Raw genomic sequence first — 19,978 nt, 5'->3', positions numbered from 1 at the left:
TCCTGGAGCGTCCTCGTGACGAGCACCGATCAGCAGCCCTTCCTCTCTGTCAGGGACCTACAGGTCCACTTCTCGACCGAGGACGGCACAGTCAAGGCCGTCGACGGCCTCTCCTTCGACGTGGAGAAGGGCAAGACGCTCGGCATCGTCGGCGAGTCCGGCTCCGGCAAGTCCGTCACCAACCTGACGATCCTGGGCCTGCACGACCGCGACCGCACCCAGATCAACGGCGAGATCACCCTCGACGGCCAGGAGCTGCTCGGCGCCAGCGAGCGCGAGCTGGAGCGGCTGCGCGGCAACAAGATGGCGATGATCTTCCAGGACGCCCTGGCCTCGCTGTCGCCGTTCCACACCGTCGGCCAGCAGATCGGTGAGACGTACCGGAAGCACACCGGCGCCTCCAAGCAGGTGGCCCGCAAGCGGGCGATCGAGATGCTCACCCGGGTCGGCATTCCCCAGCCGGACCTGCGGGTCGACGACTACCCGCACCAGTTCTCCGGCGGTATGCGGCAGCGCGCGATGATCGCCATGGCGCTGGTCTGCGACCCGGAGCTGCTGATCGCCGACGAGCCGACGACCGCGCTGGACGTCACCGTCCAGGCGCAGATCATGGACCTCCTGAAGGACCTGCAGCAGGAGTTCGGCACGGCCATCGTCTTCATCACCCACGACCTCGGTGTGATCGCCGATGTCGCGGACGACGTGCTGGTGATGTACGGCGGCCGCTGTGTGGAACGCGGCTCCAAGCGTCAGGTACTCCGGGCGCCCCAGCACCCGTACACTTGGGGGCTGCTCGGCTCGATGCCGAGCCTGAAGGGCCCGGTCGACATCCCGCTGATGCCGATCCCGGGTTCGCCGCCCAGCCTGCTGAACCCGCCGACGGGCTGCCGCTTCCACCCCCGGTGCACCTTCAAGGACCAGGTCGACGGGGACCGTTGCTCCACGGAGCGGCCGCCTCTCGAACTCGCAGCGGGGCGTGGCTCCGCCTGCCACCTCAGCCCAGTCCAGAAGAAGGACATCTTCGCCGACCAGATCCAGCCCCGGCTGAGCTGACCCAGAGCCAAAGGGAAACGAACGAACATGACCACCGACACCCCCCTGCTCGAAGTCACCGGCCTGACCAAGTACTTCCCGGTGATGGGCGGATTCCCGTTCAAGCGCAAGGTCGCGGACGTCCAAGCGGTCGACGGCCTCGACTTCGCCGTCCACCAGGGCGAGTCGCTCGGCCTGGTCGGCGAGTCCGGCTGCGGCAAGTCCACCACCGGACGGCTGATAACCCGGCTGATGGAGCCCACGGCCGGCAAGATCATGTACCAGGGCAAGGACATCACGCACGCCTCCCGCAAGGAACTGGCGCCGGTCCGCTCCGAGATCCAGATGATCTTCCAGGACCCCTACTCGTCGCTCAACCCCCGCCAGACCGTGGGCAAGATCGTCGGTGGCCCGATGGAGGTCAACGACATCAACCCCAAGGGCGGCCGCGAGCACCGGATCCGCGAACTCCTGGAGATCGTCGGCCTCAACCCGGAGCACTACAACCGCTTCCCGCACGAGTTCTCCGGCGGCCAGCGCCAGCGCATCGGCGTCGCCCGCGCCCTCGCCCTGGAGCCCAAGCTGATCGTGGCCGACGAGCCGGTCTCCGCACTCGACGTCTCCATCCAGGCCCAGGTCGTCAACCTCCTTCAGAAGCTCCAGGAGGAGATGGGGATCTCCTTCCTCTTCATCGCCCACGACCTGGCGATCGTCCGGCACTTCTCGCACCGCGTCGCCGTCATGTACCTCGGCAAGATGGTCGAGATCGCCGACCGCGAGACGCTCTACAGCGCCCCGCGGCACCCGTACACGCGCGCGCTGCTCTCCGCTGTCCCGGAAGCCACGGTCCCCGACGAGGGCACGGAGAAGGAGGACAACCGCATCCGGCTCGTCGGTGACGTCCCGTCGCCGCTGAACCCGCCGAGCGGCTGCCGGTTCCGTACCCGCTGCTGGAAGGCGACCGAGAAGTGCGCCACCGACGAGCCGCCGCTCGTCCAGCTGACGGACAGCAAGCCCGGCCACCTCACGGCCTGCCACTTCCCCGAGGAGCCCCCGGCCGCCGCCTGACCGCCCGGGAGCCAGAACGGGGAAATCACGGCATCGGCCCACCGCTCCAGGTCCCGCCGCCATGACCCCAGTAGGCCGTAGAGACCCGTTGCTGAGGGCGCCCTCCGTCTGTGACGGAGGGCGCCCTCACGTATTTCCGCGGCCCTTTGCATGGCTCTCACAGGACATCAGCACCCTTTGTGCGGCCCACCCACTTCGATATTCGAGGAACGGCCCGCCCTCCGCACTCCGCCCAGCGGGTTGATGTCGTCCGGTCGCAGGGCAATCTCAATTCCCCCTCAAATCGCTTTCGTGACGCCAAGCGCCGATGCAATACTCTCCGTCGACCATAGGTTGCCATCCGAAACAGGGGGAACCAGCAGTGAAGACAATCAGCAAGATCGGCATCACCACCGGCGTGGCCACGCTCGCGCTCACCGCGTTCGGCCCGGCCTCACCAGCACAGGCGTGGGGCTCTGTTCACCTGGTGAACAAGGCGACCGGCAAGTGTCTGCAGTTCAACGGGCTCGACAAGAAGGTCACCCTGGCTGCATGCAAGAACACGAACAAGCAGCGCTGGGCCAACATGGGTTCGAAGCTCGCGACTATCGTGAACCCGTACGGCGGTGACTGCCTCGCGCATTCCGGCAAGAACAAGCCGGCCTATGGGCGAGGATGCTCCAAGGCGCAGGTAATGATGTTCAGCAGCCTGAAAATCAACTCCTCTACCTCCATCGGTTCCGCAGGGTGTGGGTACTTCAAGGAGGTCAGCGGCAAGGTTATGTGCGGCGTTCGCCCCAGCAACAGGTCGCAATCCACTTGGGTCGTCAAAAGCTGAACTGAAGAAGAGCCGCTTGTAGCCGGCTTCTGGCAACGGATGAGGATGTTACGTCCGTCGGGATGGACCGTTGCCGCAGAGGCTGCCAGAGGCCCGGCCGTTCCCGACAGCGCCCCGCACCCCTGTGCGGGGCGCTGTGCTGTGCGCGAAGTACAGCCCCAGACCTCGCGCCGGCCCGGCCGAAACGGCGGGTACAAGCCTTTCCGGAACAGACCCTTGACGCCCGTACAACCCCCTGCCTATTGTCCTCCTGCCGCCGGTTGAAAAGTCAGGCAGTCCCGGCGGAGATCCTCCAAGTCGCTCTCTCTGTATTTCTGTTCTCGGCGCTCAGTTGACAGCCAGCACGGATGGGCTTGAAAGGAGGATGGATGCCGACGCACGGTAAAAACTCCCCAGCCGCTCAGAATTCAGTAGCGGATTATTCGGTACCGGATCATTCAGTACTGCATTCCGCGGTGCCGCACTGGGACGTCGCCTCCCTCTTCCCCGACCCGGATTCCGCGGTGGTGGACGCGTTACTGAGCGAGCCGCTCCGCGAAGCGCAGAAGATGGCGGCCGACTACGCCGGCGCCCTGTCCGGTCTTGACGCGCCTTCCTTACGGACCGCCATCCGGCGTTACGAGCACTGCGTCGCCCGGATCCAGGAAGCCTCCTGCTACGGCGAGCTGCTGCAGACCGACACGGCACTGCGCCCCCGGGCGCTCGCGCTGCTGTCCCGCTGCGACCGGGCCTGGGCCGAACTGGCCTCGACCCTGGCCTTCTTCGAAACCGGACTGGGCGCCCTGCCCGAGGCCCCCGACGGCCTGGGCCCCTACGCGAACTTCCTCGGCAAGGTACGGGCGGCAAGCGCCGGAAACCTTCCTGACGTGCAGGAATCCATACTGGCCCGGCTGCTGCCGACCGGCGGCGAAGGATGGGAACGGCTCTCCCAGCAGCTCCTGCGCGACCTCTCCGTAAAGCTGGACGGCGGTGCTCCGCGCAGCGTCGCCGAGGCGCTTCCCGGCCTGTACGAGGCGGACCGCGACGCCCGGAAGGCGACCCACGCGGCCATCGGGGCGGCGCTCGCCGACCGGGCCGGGCTGCGCGCCTTCGCCCTATCGATGACGGTGGCGGACAGCGAGACCCGGGCCGCCATCCGGGGCACCGACTGGCTGCGGGAGCGGCGCCTGTTCGACCAGGTGTCGCGGGCCGAGGTCGACGGACTGCTGACTGCTGACTGCTGACTGCTGCGGACGAATGCCTTCCGCTGATCCACTCCTATTACACCCTGAAGCGCGAAATCCTGGGAGTCGGTGACTTCGCCGACTACGACAGATACGCGCCCCTCGTGCCGCCGTCGACCGGAACCACATGGGCCGAAGCTGTGGCCGTCGCGATATCCGTGATGGAATCCATATCGCCGACGGCCGCCGATTCGGCCCGCACTCTTTTCGACAGCGGCAGGATTGACGCCGTACCGAGCCCCGGGAAAAGCAGGAGCGCATTCACTCAGACCATTCCGGGACAGCTCCCCTGCGTTTCCATGAATTTCCGCGGAATGCCCAGGGACGTACTGACCCTCGTCCACGAGACCGGGCACGCCGTCTCTCTCCAGCTCGCCGCCGGTCAGCCCTATCTGGCAGCCACCCCGGCCCCCGTCATGGCCGAAACCTTCGCCTTGTTCTGTGAGGGGCTTGCCGTGCGGCAGCCGCTGGCCGGTACGGCGGACCCCGCGGTACGGCTGCGCCGGCTGGCGCGCTGGCTGGCAGACCAGATGGTCGCGATCGGCCGGCATGCGGCGCTGCACCGGTTCGAGGTGGCCCTGCACGAGCGGGTGCGCGACGGTGAGGCCCTGGACGCGGACCGCATGGGCGAGTTGTGGACCGAAGGGCATGACCGCCTCTACGGCCCCGCGGTCCGCCTGACCGAGGGGTACCGCCTGTGGTGGAGCTATCTGGAGCCCCTCTTCACCACGCCAGGCTCCAACTACGCCTATGTGTACGGGCAGTTGTCCGCGCTCACGCTGCTGCGCCACTTCGAGGCCGATCCGCCCGGCGTGGGTGACCGGCTGACGGAGATGCTGCGGCTGGGCGACACCCGGAAGCCGGCGGAGCTGCTCACCCTCGCCACAGGTGACCCCAGCCGCACCTGGCACGACGCCGTCGCACAGCTGGCTCTCTCCCTGGACGAGCTGCGCGAGGCGGCCGAGTCGGCCGGGCGGCGCGATCCGGCCGGGTCTGACAGGCCGCACGGGCCGCCCGCGCGCACAGACTTCCGTTCCCCGCACCCCGCGGGCAGCGGGAAATCCACGCCCTGAGGGGCCCGGAAGGAGTTGATCACTATGTCCGTTGCCATGACGACCCGTAAGGCCAGCATCGCCGGCCAGGCGAACGAGGGCTGAGCCCTCCGGTGAGGGACACCGCTCCCTCACCCCTCTGTGACTCCGCGGGTGGGCGCGCCAATCGCCCACCCGCGGAGGTCCATCGGGCGGTCCGGGTCTCCCCGGCCGGCCCACACATCAGTATCGCGGAAGGAAGACGACGATGCCCCCCGCCGAGACACGCAGGCCCCAGCTCAAGCACACCTCGCCCACCTTCGGCTCGGGTGACACGGTCTTCATCGGCGGCTACGGCGAGGTGACCGAGATCGCCGACCCGACCGGCGCCGTCCGCCGCCTCCTTGAGCTGCTGGACGGTACGCGTACCACGGACGAGGTGCACCGGGCGCTGGCCACCGACTTCCCCGAGGTCTCACGCCAGGACGTCGACGAGGCAGTGGCCCAGTTCGACGAGGCGCAGTTCCTGCTGGACGCCCGGCAGACCGCGGACGGTGTACTCGAAGCGCATGAACTGAAGCGCTGGGAACGGAACATCAACTTCTTCGGCTCGTTCGCACGGATGGACGACAACAAGTACGACCAGCAGCGCAAGCTCCGCGACTGCCGGGTCACGCTGCTCGGCCTGGGCGGACTGGGCTCGCACATCCTGCTGGACATGGCCGCGATGGGGATCGGGCATGTGCGCGCGGTGGAGTTCGACCGGGTGGAGCTGTCGAACCTCAACCGGCAGATCCTGTACCGGGAGGGCGACATCGGGGAGCGGAAGCTGCCCCTCGCCGTCGAGCGGGTGAAGGAGTTCAACCCGCACATCGACATCGAACCGGTCGACCTCAAGATCGGCTCCGTCGAGGACGTCCTGGGCGTACTGGAGGGGTCGGATGTGGTCATCTCCGTCGCGGACCGGCCCAAGATGGAGATCGCGAACTGGGTGAACGAAGCCTGTGTACGTACCGGGGTGCCGCTGATCACCGGCGGTCTCGAAACCCAGCGCGCCGTCTACTACACCATGCTGCCGGGCCGCACCGGCTGCATCGAGTGCTGGCGGCGCCAGACCTTCGCGGCCGACGAGGTCGCAGGGCAGCTGCTGGAGGAGAAGCGGGAGCGGCAGATCGGCGGCGACAACGCGGCGTTCTGCCCGCTGGTCACGATGACCACCGGCTTCCTGATCGGCGAACTGACCAGGCTGGTCACGGGTATCGCCCCGCCGGTGGCCGCCGGGCGGCTGATGGAACTGCGGTTCGCGGACTACGCCATGGGCGAGAGCGAGCGCTGGGAACGGCAGAGCGACTGCCCGGTGTGCGGTCCCGCGGCGGGCCCGTCCGCAGCGATGGCGGCCGGCCGGGCCGTGTCCAGCTGAACTCCGCAGGACCGGGGCCGGACGGCACCGACTGCGGGCCCCTGCCGCTGTCCCTGCCTCCGCCGCCCTGGCCCCCGCCTCGCCCCTGCTGGACCGGTGGCCGGAATCGGATGCTTTCGCCGTATCCCGGCACCCGGAGATCTATAGGGTGTTCCACGGCCCCCGCCGTCCACAGCTGCGGACGGGACCCGGCTTCCCTGCCCGGAACCGGACCGGAACCGACCCCGAACCGGCCCCGGAATTGGCCCGGAACCCGCCCGGAACCAGCTCGGACCTCACTCGGACCTCGCTCAACCCCCCGCGCATCGGCGCCGATTCATCACGGACTCTCTGGAGAAGCGCCTGTGGGAAGTCGTTACTACACCCTGCTGACTGCCTACATCACGTCCTCACTGGGCAACTGGCTCTACCGCCTCGCCCTGCCCCTGCTGGTGCTCAAACTCACCGGTTCGGCGCTCAGTACGGGCGCGGTCTACGCCATCGAGTACATCCCCTTCCTGCTGCTCTCCCTGCCCGGCGGGGTGTTCGCGGACCGCTTCGACCGGCGCAGGCTGCTCATCTTCGGTGACCTCACCGCGGCCGTGATCGCCACCGCGCTCGCCCTGGTGGTCTCGGCGGGCAGCCACGCACTGTGGCCCATCTACCTCACGGCGTTCCTGCTGGCCTGTGTGGAGCCGGTCTACCACCCGGCGTTCCAGAGCTTCCTGCCGGAGATCGTGCCCGCCGACCGGCTCGGCCCGGCCAACAGCTGGATGCAGTCCGGCGACAACATCATGAGCATGATCGGGCCGGCCGCGGCGGGCGGTCTGGTGATGTTCCTCGGCTACGAGACGACCATCTACGTCAACGCGGCGACGTTCGTCGTCTCGGCCGGCGCCATCCTGCTGATCCGGCACACCGCGACCGACGGCGGACGGCAGCCGCAGCGCGGCGCCACCTTCGTCCAGGACATCCGGGTGGCCCTGCGGTACGTGTTCCGGCGCAACCGGGTGCTTGCCGCGGGCTCGCTGATGTTCACCGGGACCAACTTCGCGATCTGGCTGATCCAGGCGAACTTCGTCTTCTATCTGACCACTTACCGGCATCTGAGCCCGCAGGTGATCGGTGTGGTGCTGGCCGCCCAGGGGGTCGGTGCGGTGCTCGGAGCGGCGGTGGCGGGCCGCCTGGTGCAGAGGTTCCCGCCCGGCCGGATCCTGATCAGCACCACGGCGCTGGCCGGTCTCGGCACCCTGCTGCTGATCCCGCTGCGCGGCGCGTTCGCCATCGGGGTGGTCTGGGGGCTGCTGTACGCGCTGGGCTCCATCAACCCGGTGGCCTGGTTCACCCTGCGCCAGAAGATCGTTCCCCGGGAGCTGCTCGGCCGGGTGGTCGCCACCACCCGCATGCTGGCCTTCGCCTCGATCCCGGTCTCCGCGCTGCTCGCGGGCGCGCTGGAGTCGGCCTTCCACGACATGTATCTGATCATCGCGGTCGGCGCGGTGCTCCGTCTGGCCATCGCCGGACTCGCGTACCTCTCCCCGCTGCGCACCCCCGTCGACGGCGTGATCGAGGCCGACGGCACCGGTCCCGTCCCGGCGGCGGGGGCGGCGGGCGCGGAGCAGACCTCATGACAGCGGCCGGGCCACGCGAGAACCGGACCGGCCCGTACCTGCCGCCCAGCGCAGTGACCGCGGGCAGACCCTAATCCCGTGCCCCCGACCGGTCGCGCAGCTGCCGGAAGGCCGTAGGGCGCGGGCGGACCGGCAGGAAGTCCCTGATCCGCTCCGCGCACTCCAGCGGGCTCAGCACGCTGGTGTCGCACTCGATGTCGTAGAGCCCGTGCGCGTGGACCTGGTCGAACTGCATGGCCGCCAGCCCTGGGGTGCGGTCGCCGCGCTCCCGTTCGCGCCGTTCCAGCTCCAGGAGCGGGCAGCGGACCCCGACCAGCATGACATCGTCCGGGACGAACACCGAGACGCAGTCGGCCAGCCGCCAGCTCCGGCTGAACACGTGGTCCACCACGATGTCGTTGCCGCCGGCCGCCATGCCGGCGGCGGCCCGGTGGAAGCCGCGGGCGGTGCTGTCGATGACGTCCTGGAGCTCGTGCGGCAGGATCTCCCGCTCCGAGCGCATCGCGTGGAAGGCGTCCACCGGGAAGTGGAAGTACCGGCCGTCCAGGATCCGCAGCAGCTCGGCGGCGATGCTCGACTTCCCCGAACTGGACGTGCCGTTCAGGAAGATGACCGTACCGCCCGGTGACGGATGGATCCCCATGCCTCAGCCTTCTCTCAGCCAGACGCGCAGCGGGCCCGCCGGTTCGAAGCCGTGGCGCAGCGCGGTGTTCAGGTCGTCGCCGGATTCGTAACCGGCCACCGGCAGGCCGGGGCGGCGGGCCGCGATCGCCGCGAGGCAGCCGTCCCAGGCCGCGTCCGGGGAGTACTCCCCCACCGTGAAGAGGTTGGACACCCCGGTGGCCGTGGCGCTCGCGCTGACGACCGCTCCGGCCACCCACTGCCCGCCCCGCCGGGCCGCCAGCACCGCCGTGTGCCGGTCGGCGAGGAGCGCGGGGAGGAAGAGCCCGCGTACCCCGCCGTCCCAGGCCCGCTCCCACTCCTCCAGCCCCTCGGCCGTACGGACGCGCTCCCAGCGCACGCCCTCCGGCGCCGGGGGCGCGGGCAGGGTGGCCGGCCGGTGGATCCACTCGGCGTCGAAGAGGACGTCGAACCCGTGCCCCGTCAGATCGAGATCGGCGAAGCTGTCCTTGACCGTGCAGCCGGGTGCCGCGGTGTCGACCGCGGCGAGCAGAGCGGCGGCGTCGGCCCCGGGCGCCAGGGTCACCGCATCGGGATAGTACGGCGGGGTGCGCTCGGCGCAGGTCCAGGCGGCGGGCGAGAACACACCGCGCACTCCGTGGGTACGGCAGAGGGCGTCGCACCACTCGGCGTTGTTACGGGCCGCCGCCGATACGGGCCGCCCGCCGTGCGGCGTGAGGCGAGGCGTTGCGACGGCTGCTGTCGTGACCCCTGCTCCTGGAGTGGCCGTGCGGGGCGAAGGCCCGGGACCCGGCTCGTCGGTGCGGTCGGTACCCGTGTCCATCCGGTCACCCAACAGGGCGGGCTCAGGCGCCGCAAGCGGTTTGTGTTTCGATGCTGCGATGACCGCTGATCCGATGACCGCTCGCATACGCCCCCGCCAGGACGCGGACCTGGACGCGTGTGTCCGGATCCTCGCCGATGTGCACGCCCGGGACCGCTACCCCCTGTACTGGCCCGCCGACCCCGCCGCCTGGATCACGCCGGACGGTCTGCTCGGCTCCTGGGTGGCCGAGCTGGACGGCGAGGTGGCCGGGCACGCGGTGCTGACGCCGGGAGCGGAGGCGGGCACCTGCGAGGTGAACCGGCTGTACGTCTCCCCGGCCGCGCGCGGCCACCGCATGGGCGAGCTGCTGATGTGCCGACTCACCCGCGTGGCAAGGGAGTCGGGGCTGCGCCCGCTCCTGGACGTGGTCACCACCCACACCTCGGCGGTCGCACTGTACGAGCGCCTCGGCTGGACCCGGACGGCCACCGTGCACGCGTACTGGTCCCCGGACCCGGCGGTGATGATGCACCAGTACCGGGGGCCTTCCTGACGCACGGGCCGGGCGGGAGCGGCACCGGGAGCGCAGCCCCCGGTGCCGCTCTGGCTACGCTTCGTACATGGACTACGCGAAGATGCGCGCGATCGCCGAGGAACTCACTGCCTACGCCGAACACCTTGAGGGATCCTGGAACGTCGAGATCGGCCCCAGCGGGCCGTTCCTCGCCATGATGAGCCCCTCGAAGCGCCACGAGGGAACGGTGCGCCGCATCCGGAACCAGCTCAATGAGCAGCTTCCGGCCACCCGTCCCGGATATGTCTGCGAGAACGGCCCGGAGATCGAGCACCCCGAGATCGGCCGGATGCGGCGCCCCGACGCCCTCGTCATCCCCGAGGAAGCACTCGACGAACCGGGCCTCGCCGTGGATGCCACGCAGGTCCTGGCAGTCATCGAGATCGTCTCGCCCTCCAACCCGGAGAACGACTACGGCGAGAAGCTCGCCGAGTATCCGGCCATGGGGATCGGGCTCTACATGATCGTCGATCCGCGCACCGGGACCATCGAGGTCCACTCCGAGCCCTGCGGCGACCGCTACCGGCAGAAGGCCCCGTACATCTTCGGTGACACTGTGACGCTCGGCCCGTGGTCCGTGGAGACCGGCGCCTTCCTTCGGTACGGGAAACCGGGCGACCGGATGGGCTGAGGCCGGACACGCAACGCCCCCCACCGGTCGTGCAGACGCCCGGCCCCCCACCGGTCGTGGTGGGGGGGCCGGGCGGGATCCCGGGGCGGGGCGTCAGCGCTTGGCGCGGGAGGCGCTGCGGCCGCGCTCCTTCTGGTCCAGGACGACCTTGCGGATCCGCACGGTCTCCGGGGTCACCTCGATGCACTCGTCGTCGCGGCAGAACTCCAGCGACTGCTCAAGCGACAGCTTCCTGGCCGGCACCACGTTCTCGGTGGTGTCCGCGGAGGCGGCACGCATGTTGGTGAGCTTCTTCTCCTTGGTGATGTTCACGTCCATGTCGTCGGCGCGCGAGTTCTCACCGATGATCATGCCCTCGTAGACCTCCGTGGTGGCCTCGGTGAAGATGACACCGCGCTCCTGGAGGTTGACCATCGCGAACGGCGTCACGACGCCCGCGCGGTCCGCGACGAGCGAACCGTTGTGGCGGGTGCGCAGGTCACCGAACCACGGCTCGTGGCCCTCGAAGATGGAGTGCGCGATGCCGGTGCCGCGGGTCTGCGTGAGGAACTCCGTACGGAAGCCGATCAGGCCGCGGGACGGGACGATCCACTCCATGCGGACCCAGCCCGAACCGTGGTTCGTCATGGTCTCCATACGGCCCTTGCGGGTCGCCATCAGCTGCGTGATGGCGCCGAGGTGCTCCTCGGGCGAGTCGATCGTCATGCGCTCGATCGGCTCGTGCGTCTTGCCGTCGATCTGCTTGGTGACGACCTCGGGCTTGCCGACGGTCAGCTCGAAGCCCTCACGGCGCATCTGCTCGACCAGGATGGCGAGCGCCAGCTCACCGCGGCCCTGGACCTCCCAGGCGTCGGGGCGCTCGGTGTCCAGGACGCGGAGCGAGACGTTACCGATCAGCTCGCGGTCCAGACGGTCCTTGATCTGCCGGGCGGTGACCTTGTGGCCCTTGCCGCCCTTGCCGACCAGCGGCGAGGTGTTGGCGCCGATGGTCATCGAGATGGCCGGCTCGTCCACCGTGATCAGCGGCAGCGCGATCGGGTTCTCCGGGTCGGCCAGGGTCTCGCCGATCATGATGTCCGGGATACCGGCGATGGCGCAGATGTCGCCGGGGCCGGCCTTCTCGGCCGGCTTGCGGGTGAGCGCCTCGGTCATCAGCAGCTCGGTGATGCGGACGTTGGACATCGTGCCGTCGCGCTTCATCCACGCGACGGTCTGGCCCTTGCGCAGCTCGCCCTGCTCGACACGGCAGAGCGCGATACGGCCGAGGAAGTTGTCCGCGTCGAGGTTGGTGACGTGCGCCTGGAGCGGGGCGTCCTCGTCGTACTCCGGGGCCGGGACGCTGGAGAGGATCGTGGAGAAGAACGGCTCCAGGTTGTCGCTGTCCTGCGGGACGGTGCCGTCGTCGGGCTTGGTCAGCGAGGCGACGCCGTCACGGGCGCACGCGTAGACGATCGGGAACTCGATCTGGTCCTCGTCGGCGTCCAGGTCGAGGAAGAGGTCGTACGTCTCGTTGACGATCTCGTCGATCCGGGAGTCCGGGCGGTCCGTCTTGTTCACGCAGAGGATGACCGGCAGCTTGGCGTCCAGGGCCTTGCGGAGCACGAAGCGGGTCTGCGGCAGCGGCCCCTCGGAGGCGTCGACGAGGAGGACGACCGCGTCCACCATCGAGAGACCGCGCTCGACCTCACCGCCGAAGTCGGCGTGGCCGGGGGTGTCGATGATGTTGATGGTGATGACGTCGCCGCCATCCTTCGGGTGGTACTTCACGGCCGTGTTCTTGGCCAGGATCGTGATGCCCTTCTCACGCTCCAGGTCGTTCGAGTCCATCATGCGGTCGTCGAGGTGCTCGGCGGCGTGCGCGGCGAAGGCGCCGGCCTGCTTGAGCATGGCGTCGACCAGGGTGGTCTTGCCGTGGTCGACGTGGGCGACGATGGCTACGTTACGGATGTCGTGGCGCGTGGGCATGGGTGGCTTGCGCTTCTCTCAGCTCGTGGGATGCGGCGTCTGTCTCGGCTACGCCCGCCGGGCGGACGCGCCACGGCCAGTCCCATGGTACGGGGCTCGCGCGCCCGGGGCTTCCCGGGCGAGGGTTAGCGGCCCCCGGCCCTGGTGTGACAAGGGTCGCGCGGGGGCGGTGAGGGTCTTGCGGGCCAGCCTGCGGCGCGGGACACCAGCTTGCCCGCCGACGAGGCCGGCGGGCAAGTGGAGGGGTCGGGCCGCATCTCCCGGCTGAGCCCCGGGCCACCGCTACGACCTGCGGTGATCCGGGGCTCGGGGACAGCTGGGCGGGGGTGCTCAGGACTTCTTGGCGGACTTCAGGAAGCCGATGTCCTGGTAGACGGGGGAGGTGAAACCGAAGGCTCCGGCGTTCGCGACACCGCGCTTCGCGGCGACGAGGTCCGGGCGCTGATAGAGCGGAATCGATCCCGCGGTGGCCCAGATATGGGCGTCGGCCTGCTTCACCAGGTCCCGTGCGGCCTTCTCGTTGAGCTCGCCGGCGGCGCGGTCGAAGAGCTGGTCGATACGGTCCGTGCCGACCCGGGTGTAGTTCTGGTCGACCATGAGGGAGCCGTCGGACGCTACGGCCGGCTTGGCGTAGATGGGCCGGGCGTCGGTGGCCGGGTAGGCGGTGGCGGGCCAGGAGTAGATGGCCAGGTCGTAGTCGCCGGAGGCGATGTGGTCCTTGAAGTAGCCGGCACTGTCGACCTTGCTGACCACGGTACGGATGCCGACCGCGTCCAGTTCCTGCGTGATCTTGGTGCCGACGCTGTTGATCACTTCCGAGCCGGGGCCCGAGGGGAGCACGAAGCGCAGGGTCAGCGACTTGCCGTTCTTGCCGAGCGCCGCCGCGGGTGCTGCGGCGGCCGGAGCAGCGGTGCCCTTGGGGGCGTACGCGCCCGCCACCTGGTGCTTCTCGTCGCCGGACGCGGCGGTTCCCGACTTCGAGTCGTCAGCGGTCCCGGACTTCGAGTCGTCGAGGGAGCCCGCAGCGGACTTCGACGCGTCGGGCTCGGCGGAGGTGTCCGGCTTGGCGGAGGTCTCCGGCTTGGCGGACTCCTGCGGCTTACCCGAGGCGTCGGGCTTCGCGGTCTGCTGCGGCTTGCCGGATGCGGACGGCTTGCCCGAACCCGACGGCGTGCCGGACGCGTCCGGCTTGCTTCCCGCCTTGGTGCCCTGGTCCGCCTGGCGTGCGCCCTCGGCCGTCCAGCCCGCGGCGGAGAGCAGCGCCTGGGCCTGGCGCGGGTTGTGGTCGCCGATGGCGCCGCTGTTGTCCGCGTAGTCCTCCTGGCCCGCCAGCGCGAGATGGCTGCCGGGCGGCAGGGCGGGCAGCCCGAGCGGCTTCAGCACGTCGGACGCGATCTCCTTGCGGTCCAGCGCCCTGGCGACCGCCCGGCGCACCCGCTCGTCCGCGAGCGGGCCGGAGCTGCCGTTCATGGCCAGCTGGGTGTAGGCGGGCTCCAGGGACTTGCGGATCACATAGCCGTGCAGGGCCGCCTGCTGCCGCGCGTACTCCTGGCGGTCCTGACGGGTCTGCTCGGCGGCCCGGCTCGCCTGCTCCTGGGCCTCCGGGCCGTCCGCGCCGTGCGCCGCGGCCCAGTTGAGCAGGGCGTCGGCCGGCTGCACCTCGCTGCCGGGGCCGTGGGTCAGCGGCTGCCCGTTGTTCCCGTCCTTGTCCGCGAGGGTGATCCGGCCGGCGGCCGGTCCGTCGACGTCCGCGAGGTCGACGGAGCCCGCGGTGAGGGCGGCCGTGCGCCGCTCGGCCGGGACGGCGGTCAGGACGAGCGAGTCGAGCTTGGCCTGCCGCCCCCACCAGTGCGGGTTGCGGACCAGCGTGGTCTGCTTCTCTCCGGCGTCCACGCTCTTGATGCTGAACGGCCCGGCGGTCGCCGTGAGCTTCTTGCGCGCGCCGTCGTTGAAGGCGTCCGGGGTGCTCATGACCTCCTTCGGGTAGAGCGGGGTGAAGAGCGAACGCCAGTCCGCGTACGGCTTGTTGAAGGTGACCTGGACCTCCAGGTCGTCCTTGCCCCGCTCGATCTTCTCGATCCGGTCGTACCCGGCGTTGCGCGCGGTCCAGAACCCCGAGTCCCTGCCGCTGAGCGCCCGCCACTGGGCCACGAAGTCGGGAGCCCCGATCTCCCGGCCGTTGCTCCAGACCGCCTTCTGGTTGATTCGGTAGCGGACGACCTGCTTCGGCTCCTGCTTGATGACCTTGGCCGACTCCAGATAGTCGCCGTTGAGCTTCGGCCGCCCCGAGCGGTCGAGCGTGAAGAGCGCGGGCAGCACCGCGCCCGCGATCCGCGAGGTGGACGCGTCGGCGTCGGCCTGGAAGGTGTTCAGGGTGGCGGGCATCGCGTCGACCGCCCAGCGCAGGGTGCCGCCGTCGGCGATCCGGGACCGCGAGGCCGTCGCGATGTCGGGTCCCACCGCCTTCGCGTTGCTGCCGTGGTCATCACTCGAACCGCACCCGGCCAGCACGGGCAGCGTGAGTACACCGGTGGCGAGGAGCGCGACGCTGCGACGCTTCGCTCTCCCGTGTGGGACGCCGACGTGGGACATGGCTGATACCTCCGGGGCCGACCCCGCCCATCCCTGCGGGGAATGAACGCGAATCTTCGGGTTTGGTGGCATTTCATGTTGATCACACCTATGACCCCTTCACTGAAGGGGAGGCCCCTGGCCGCCCGTGGAAGCCACGGCGTGAAGCCGCCCGAACCCCACCCGTGCGGAGCAACGCGGGCGCTCGCACGGGCGCGCGCCGCCTTTCCCGTACCGGGCGGGACGGCAGCGCAGCCCGCCGCCCCGCTCCCCCCGCAGGGCAGGGGTTACGCGCCGCTCAGCTCCAGCCCTTGCGGTACGCCGCCCGGTTCAGTTCCAGCCCTTCCGGTACGCCGTCCAGTCCGCCTCCGTCGCGGCGAAGTCGACATACAGGGCGACCCCGAAGCGCTCCCGGCCGCTCTCCTGTCTGCCGAGCCCGAGCCGCACCCCGCGCACCGCGGCCGCGGCCGTCTCGGCGGAGGCAATATGGCCGGGTTTGGTCTCGTGGTAGAAGGGCAGCCCCATCAGCAAGTCGGTTGATTCCGGGGCCACTTCGAGGGCCAGCTCGGTCTGCTCGGCCACATAGCCGCCGTACAGGCTCGGCAGCGGCAGCGCGGTGTCGTACGACATGACCGCGATCTGGTCGACCCGGCGGGCCACCTCGCCGAAGTACTTCTGCGACCAGTACTTCGGGTGCCCGCTGAGCGCGCCCGCGACGGTGTGCAGGGCGGGCAGCGGGTCGATCTGGTGGGAGGCCACCGAGAGCAGGACGCCGCGCTGCCTGGTGAGGGTGCGCAGACGGTCGAGGAGCGCCAGATAGTCGCGGTCGCCCGAGTGCAGCGGTTCCAGGTCGAAGTGTGTCCCTTCGAAGCCCGCGTCGATGACCTGGCGCGCGGAGGCGACGACGGCGCTGCGGGACGCGGCCCGCGTCAGATCGAGGCCGTCCGGGCTCTCGGTGGCCAGCTCGTCGCCGAGCCACGCCTGGACGCGTACCCCGGGCAGCTCGCGGTGTACGGCGGCGATGAGCCACTTCGCCCCGGCGTAGCGGGCGGCCGGCAGGGTTCCGTCGTGCTCCAGGGGCCCGGCGTGCACATAGAGGTCCCGCAGACCGCTCCCCCGCAGCCGGGCCGCGAGTGCGTGGACGTCGGTGTCCTTCTTCCGGCCGTCGACCCAAGCGTGGCCGAGCCAGAGGGCGTCACGGCCGCGGGTGCGGGTCCCGTCGCGGTAGTCGCCCGCGTATGCGGTCCGCAGGGCGACGCCCGCGGCGAGCACCGGAACGAGCAGGAGCACCGCGACCGCCGCCCCGGCCCGCCGCAGCCGGACCCGCAGCGGGCTGTGCGCCCGGCCGCGCGGCGCTGTTGGCGTACGTCCGCCGTGCGGTGCGGTCCGGATCAGCAGGCCCGCCAGCGCGCGCCGTATTCGGATCCCCCAGTTTCGGATCCCCCAGTTTCGGATCCCCCAGCGCCGGATCCCCCAGTGTCGTACCTGCACCCCGTGCCCCCACGAGCTCGTACGGTAAGCCCCACAGAGTAGCCGCGGTCCGCGGGCAGAGCAGCTGCGGTCGCGGGCCGCCCGGGACGGTCATACGCTCCCCCATGTGACGCCGCACGAGCCATCCGCACGGCCGCACACCGCCGTCATCGCCGCTCTGGGCGCCGCGCTCGGTGCGGTGTTCCTGCTGGTGGCCCCGGCACCGGCCGCGCAGGCGACCGGCCGGGTGTACGCGCTCGGCGCTCACGATCCCGGCGGCCGGAAGGTCGACATGGGCAACGGCGCTCTGCTGGTCCCGCTCGCCCTGGTGATCGTGGTCGGCGGCCTGGCGGTCTACGCGTACATCCGCAGGAGGCGGCGGGCCGGGACCAGAACGACCCCGGCCGGCAGCGCGATGCAGCAGGGCTGGACGCCCGGGGCCACCGAGGGGATCGCCCTGGCGCAGCTCGATACGGAGGCCGGGGAGCTGCTGGTGGCGACTGACGACGCGGTGCGGACGAGTACGGAGGAGCTGGACCTCGCCGCAGCCCGGTACGGGGACCGGGCGGTGGAGCCGTACCGGGCGGCGCTGGTGTACGCGAGGACCGAGCTGGCCACGGCGTTCCGGCTCCGCCAGCAGCTGGACGACTCGTTCCCGGAACGTGAGGCGGCCCGGCGGCAGGTGCTGGAGGAGATCGGGGCCCGGTGCACGGAGGCCGGGCGGCGCCTGGACGAGGAGTCGGAGGGCTTCGACCGGCTGCGCGCCCTGGAGACGGAGGCCCCGCAGGCGCTGACCACGGCCGAGAGCGCCTTCCGGACGGTCGCGGGACGCACCGGGGCCGCCGCGTCCACCCTCGCCGCACTGCGTGAGCGGTACGCGGAATCCGCGTCGGCTGCGGTCGCCGGGAACGTCGAACAGGCAAAGGACCGGCTCCTCTTCGCGACGAACGGCCTCAACCAGGCCCGGCAGTCGGTGGACTTCGCGGAGTACGCGCGGGCCGCGGTGCACGTACGGGCGGCGGAGAGCGCGGTGGGGCAGGCGGCGACGCTCATCGACGCGGTCGACCGGCTGGCCCGGGAGGTGGCCGAGGCGGAGGTCCGGCTGACCGGCGCGCTCACCGAGACGGAGGCGGACCTGGCCGAGGCCCGTTCGCTGCCGGTGGCCACCGCGGCGGCGGGGGCGGACCTCCAGGGCCGGATCGCCCGCGCGGAGACGGTCACGGCGGGCGTACGGCAGGAGCAGCGGACAGGGCCCTACGACCCGGTCGACGCGCTGCGCCGGGTCACGGATGCCGACGCCCCGCTGGACCGGGCCCTGGCGGGCGGCGCCCCCGGGCCGGGCCCCCGCAGAGCCGCCGAACTCCTCGAAGCGGCCACCCTGACGGCGCGCTCCACGACCGGGGCAGCGGCCGACTACCTCACCACCCACCGGGGCGCGGTGGGCATCCAGGCCCGCACCCGCCTTGCGGAGGCCCGGCGCCACCTGGAGGAGTCCGGCCCGCTCGCGGGCCCCGACCCCCGCCGCGCCCTGTCCGCCGCCCGCCAGGCCGACTCCCTGGCCGGGCAGGCCCAGTACCTGGCCGAACAGGACGTACGGGCCTACGGAACCCCGCCAGGAGACCCGGGTGGCGCGGTACTCGGCGGCATCGTCATCGGCGGACCGCCCGGGGAGGGCGGCGCACCCGCCCGCTTCGGGGGCGCCGGGACGCGGGGCCGGATGAAGGGCGGGGACTGAACGGGCCCTTGTCCCAGCGCACTTCACACCGGTCGCGAACGACGACCATCTGCCCCTGCCCGCCTGCCACGAGCGGCCCGGTGCCCGATTCAGCGCAGTGCGCTCGACACCCTTCCCACCAGCCTCCTTGACGCGAGAGCGTCCACGCACAGCCACGCCGCGTCCGTGACTTCCCCGATCTGGAGCGCACCGATATCAGCGGTCTCCGTGTGAAAGAGGAAGCGGAAGTCGATGTGCTGATGCTCCGGCTCCCCCTTGGTCTCGTTGGCCGGGATGGGATGTACGTCGATGTCGACGACGGAGCCGGACTCACCGGGCGACTGCCCTGACCGGCTGCTCCGTACGATCACGGAATACTGGGCGCTGATCCGCCTGTCCTGTGCGGAGATCAGCACGTGGTGCCCTGTCCGGATAGTTGAGGGAGTTGACGGGTGTCCGCTTTGGACTTCTACGCTCACGTCGCCGTCTGCGGTGGGGTCCTGGGGGTCGGCCTCGGTGCCGACCCGGAAGCCTGGGAGGCCGCGCTGGGGGCGACATGCCTCGATGTCCCCGGTGGTGGCCTACTGCGGCGGGACTACGGGCTCGTGGAAATCAACTTCTCGCCGGACCAGCCAGGGCGGCAAGGGCAGATGTCGTGCTTCGGCTTCGGCGTGAAGATCCAACGACTGCTGTACGACCAGTCCCCGAGCACCGTGCCGTCCCCGCTCTCGCGGGAATACGGGGAATTCGCACCCAGAGTCCCCTTCAAGGAACTGCAGACCGCCATCCTGGCCCTGGGCCACACGATCGAACTCGACAAGCACAACACGTCGAGTCACATGGACTGCTACCGCGTATCCGCGTCCGCCGCCCGCATCCAAGTCGTCGCTGACCTTGACTCGCACGGGTCAAGCGACCCAGATCCAGACGGACATCAGAGGGGCGACGTCTGGTCCGTCGACGTGTGGTGACCGGCTGGCGGCCTCCCAGCAGCATCCGTGCACCCCCGTGCCACATCCAACCGGCTGGCCCGCAGGTCAATGTGGGTTCGGCATGCCGTCATCGCTCATGTGAGCCCGCTGCCAGATCCCTCTCCAGTTGAACGGCGTCTCCAGGACGAACCGGTGCCGGTGCCCGCACGAACATGGCGCCAGCACCCACGGCACACCTCCACCCAGCCGTGCCCGGTCGAATTCCATACCAGCGGTCTCTCGTCCCCGCAGGCGGGGCAGCCGGGGAGGTCGGGTGAGGACCCCGGAAAAGGAGCCCCGGCCGGCGAACCTGACGACCAGCCCGTCGGCCGGTCCCGCGGAGGACTGACAGTGATGATTGCTGTGGCTCCGCTCGGCGGTCTGACCCCAGGACTGACTGGCGCTTCGGCTGTCCTTCCGTGGATTCGTCGGCT

General features: G+C 70.4%; 17 protein-coding genes. 11 read left to right on the top strand and 6 right to left on the bottom strand.

Annotated elements, in window-relative coordinates; all coding sequences use genetic code 11:
* Positions 1-15 precede the first annotated feature (15 nt).
* From ACWGKJ_RS02820 to ACWGKJ_RS02790, 7 genes are all read left to right on the top strand, one after another.
* Positions 16-1,053 carry an ABC transporter ATP-binding protein gene (locus ACWGKJ_RS02820; RefSeq protein WP_385025889.1) on the top strand — a complete coding sequence of 346 codons (1,038 nt, stop codon included), beginning with the start codon at positions 16-18 and terminating at the stop codon, positions 1,051-1,053.
* 27 nt (positions 1,054-1,080) lie between these two features.
* Positions 1,081-2,100, top strand: a complete 1,020-nt coding sequence (locus tag ACWGKJ_RS02815; protein ID WP_385025886.1) for an ABC transporter ATP-binding protein — start codon at positions 1,081-1,083, stop codon at positions 2,098-2,100.
* A gap of 361 nt (positions 2,101-2,461) precedes the next feature.
* On the top strand, positions 2,462-2,917 hold the full coding sequence (locus ACWGKJ_RS02810) for an RICIN domain-containing protein (RefSeq protein ID WP_385025884.1): 456 nt from the start codon (positions 2,462-2,464) through the stop codon (positions 2,915-2,917).
* 455 nt (positions 2,918-3,372) lie between these two features.
* Positions 3,373-4,140 (top strand): hypothetical protein, encoded by a 768-nt coding sequence (locus tag ACWGKJ_RS02805; RefSeq protein WP_385025881.1) that lies wholly within the window; start codon positions 3,373-3,375, stop codon positions 4,138-4,140.
* 104 nt (positions 4,141-4,244) lie between these two features.
* Complete coding sequence (locus ACWGKJ_RS02800; RefSeq protein WP_453315659.1) at positions 4,245-5,213, top strand: M3 family metallopeptidase; 969 nt, start codon at positions 4,245-4,247, stop codon at positions 5,211-5,213.
* Positions 5,214-5,439: 226 nt separating this feature from the next.
* A complete protein-coding gene (locus tag ACWGKJ_RS02795; RefSeq protein ID WP_385025875.1) occupies positions 5,440-6,591 on the top strand; it encodes a ThiF family adenylyltransferase in 1,152 nt (383 codons plus the stop codon).
* 344 nt (positions 6,592-6,935) lie between these two features.
* Complete coding sequence (locus ACWGKJ_RS02790) at positions 6,936-8,201, top strand: MFS transporter (protein WP_385025872.1); 1,266 nt, start codon at positions 6,936-6,938, stop codon at positions 8,199-8,201.
* A 70-nt stretch (positions 8,202-8,271) separates the two neighbouring features.
* Here the strand turns inward: ACWGKJ_RS02790 and ACWGKJ_RS02785 are convergent, their stop codons facing one another.
* Complete coding sequence (locus ACWGKJ_RS02785) at positions 8,272-8,844, bottom strand: chloramphenicol phosphotransferase CPT family protein (RefSeq protein ID WP_385025869.1); 573 nt, start codon at positions 8,842-8,844, stop codon at positions 8,272-8,274.
* A 3-nt stretch (positions 8,845-8,847) separates the two neighbouring features.
* Positions 8,848-9,666 carry a hypothetical protein gene (locus tag ACWGKJ_RS02780; RefSeq protein WP_385025866.1) on the bottom strand — a complete coding sequence of 273 codons (819 nt, stop codon included), beginning with the start codon at positions 9,664-9,666 and terminating at the stop codon, positions 8,848-8,850.
* A 73-nt stretch (positions 9,667-9,739) separates the two neighbouring features.
* Here ACWGKJ_RS02780 and ACWGKJ_RS02775 point away from each other — a divergent pair, with 73 nt between their 5' ends.
* The gene (locus ACWGKJ_RS02775) at positions 9,740-10,201 is read left to right on the top strand and encodes a GNAT family N-acetyltransferase (protein ID WP_385025864.1); all 462 of its coding nucleotides are present in this window, start codon (positions 9,740-9,742) and stop codon (positions 10,199-10,201) included.
* Positions 10,202-10,268: 67 nt separating this feature from the next.
* Complete coding sequence (locus ACWGKJ_RS02770) at positions 10,269-10,853, top strand: Uma2 family endonuclease (RefSeq protein WP_385025861.1); 585 nt, start codon at positions 10,269-10,271, stop codon at positions 10,851-10,853.
* Positions 10,854-10,946: 93 nt separating this feature from the next.
* Here the strand turns inward: ACWGKJ_RS02770 and typA are convergent, their stop codons facing one another.
* The 3 genes from typA to ACWGKJ_RS02755 form a co-directional block, all read right to left on the bottom strand.
* On the bottom strand, positions 10,947-12,818 hold the full coding sequence (gene typA, locus ACWGKJ_RS02765; protein ID WP_385025858.1) for a translational GTPase TypA: 1,872 nt from the start codon (positions 12,816-12,818) through the stop codon (positions 10,947-10,949).
* A gap of 330 nt (positions 12,819-13,148) precedes the next feature.
* On the bottom strand, positions 13,149-15,410 hold the full coding sequence (locus tag ACWGKJ_RS02760; RefSeq protein WP_385025855.1) for an ABC transporter substrate-binding protein: 2,262 nt from the start codon (positions 15,408-15,410) through the stop codon (positions 13,149-13,151).
* Between the two features lie 309 nt (positions 15,411-15,719).
* Entirely contained in the window at positions 15,720-16,718 is a 999-nt protein-coding gene (locus ACWGKJ_RS02755; RefSeq protein ID WP_385025974.1) for a glycoside hydrolase family 18 protein, read from the bottom strand.
* Positions 16,719-16,986: 268 nt separating this feature from the next.
* Here ACWGKJ_RS02755 and ACWGKJ_RS02750 point away from each other — a divergent pair, with 268 nt between their 5' ends.
* Positions 16,987-18,594, top strand: coding sequence for a coiled-coil domain-containing protein (locus tag ACWGKJ_RS02750; RefSeq protein ID WP_385025852.1), 1,608 nt, complete (start codon positions 16,987-16,989; stop codon positions 18,592-18,594).
* A gap of 89 nt (positions 18,595-18,683) precedes the next feature.
* Here the strand turns inward: ACWGKJ_RS02750 and ACWGKJ_RS02745 are convergent, their stop codons facing one another.
* Positions 18,684-18,989, bottom strand: coding sequence for an NUDIX hydrolase (locus ACWGKJ_RS02745; protein WP_385025849.1), 306 nt, complete (start codon positions 18,987-18,989; stop codon positions 18,684-18,686).
* A 36-nt stretch (positions 18,990-19,025) separates the two neighbouring features.
* Here ACWGKJ_RS02745 and ACWGKJ_RS02740 point away from each other — a divergent pair, with 36 nt between their 5' ends.
* A complete protein-coding gene (locus ACWGKJ_RS02740; RefSeq protein WP_385025847.1) occupies positions 19,026-19,544 on the top strand; it encodes a hypothetical protein in 519 nt (172 codons plus the stop codon).
* The last annotated feature ends 434 nt before the right edge of the window (positions 19,545-19,978 follow it).

The organism is Streptomyces sp. NPDC054757 (genome assembly GCF_053612185.1).
Note: the sequence above shows the minus strand (reverse complement) of the source record. Positions and strands in the feature narration are given on the sequence as shown.

Coding starts and splice junctions, on each gene's coding strand:
- ACWGKJ_RS02815 (WP_385025886.1), top strand. CDS start 1,081: ATGACCACCGACACCCCCCTGCTCGAAGTCACCGGCCTGACCAAGTAC.
- ACWGKJ_RS02795 (WP_385025875.1), top strand. CDS start 5,440: ATGCCCCCCGCCGAGACACGCAGGCCCCAGCTCAAGCACACCTCGCCC.
- ACWGKJ_RS02785 (WP_385025869.1), bottom strand. CDS start 8,844: ATGGGGATCCATCCGTCACCGGGCGGTACGGTCATCTTCCTGAACGGC.
- ACWGKJ_RS02780 (WP_385025866.1), bottom strand. CDS start 9,666: ATGGACACGGGTACCGACCGCACCGACGAGCCGGGTCCCGGGCCTTCG.
- ACWGKJ_RS02775 (WP_385025864.1), top strand. CDS start 9,740: ATGACCGCTCGCATACGCCCCCGCCAGGACGCGGACCTGGACGCGTGT.
- ACWGKJ_RS02770 (WP_385025861.1), top strand. CDS start 10,269: ATGGACTACGCGAAGATGCGCGCGATCGCCGAGGAACTCACTGCCTAC.
- typA (WP_385025858.1), bottom strand. CDS start 12,818: ATGCCCACGCGCCACGACATCCGTAACGTAGCCATCGTCGCCCACGTC.
- ACWGKJ_RS02760 (WP_385025855.1), bottom strand. CDS start 15,410: ATGTCCCACGTCGGCGTCCCACACGGGAGAGCGAAGCGTCGCAGCGTC.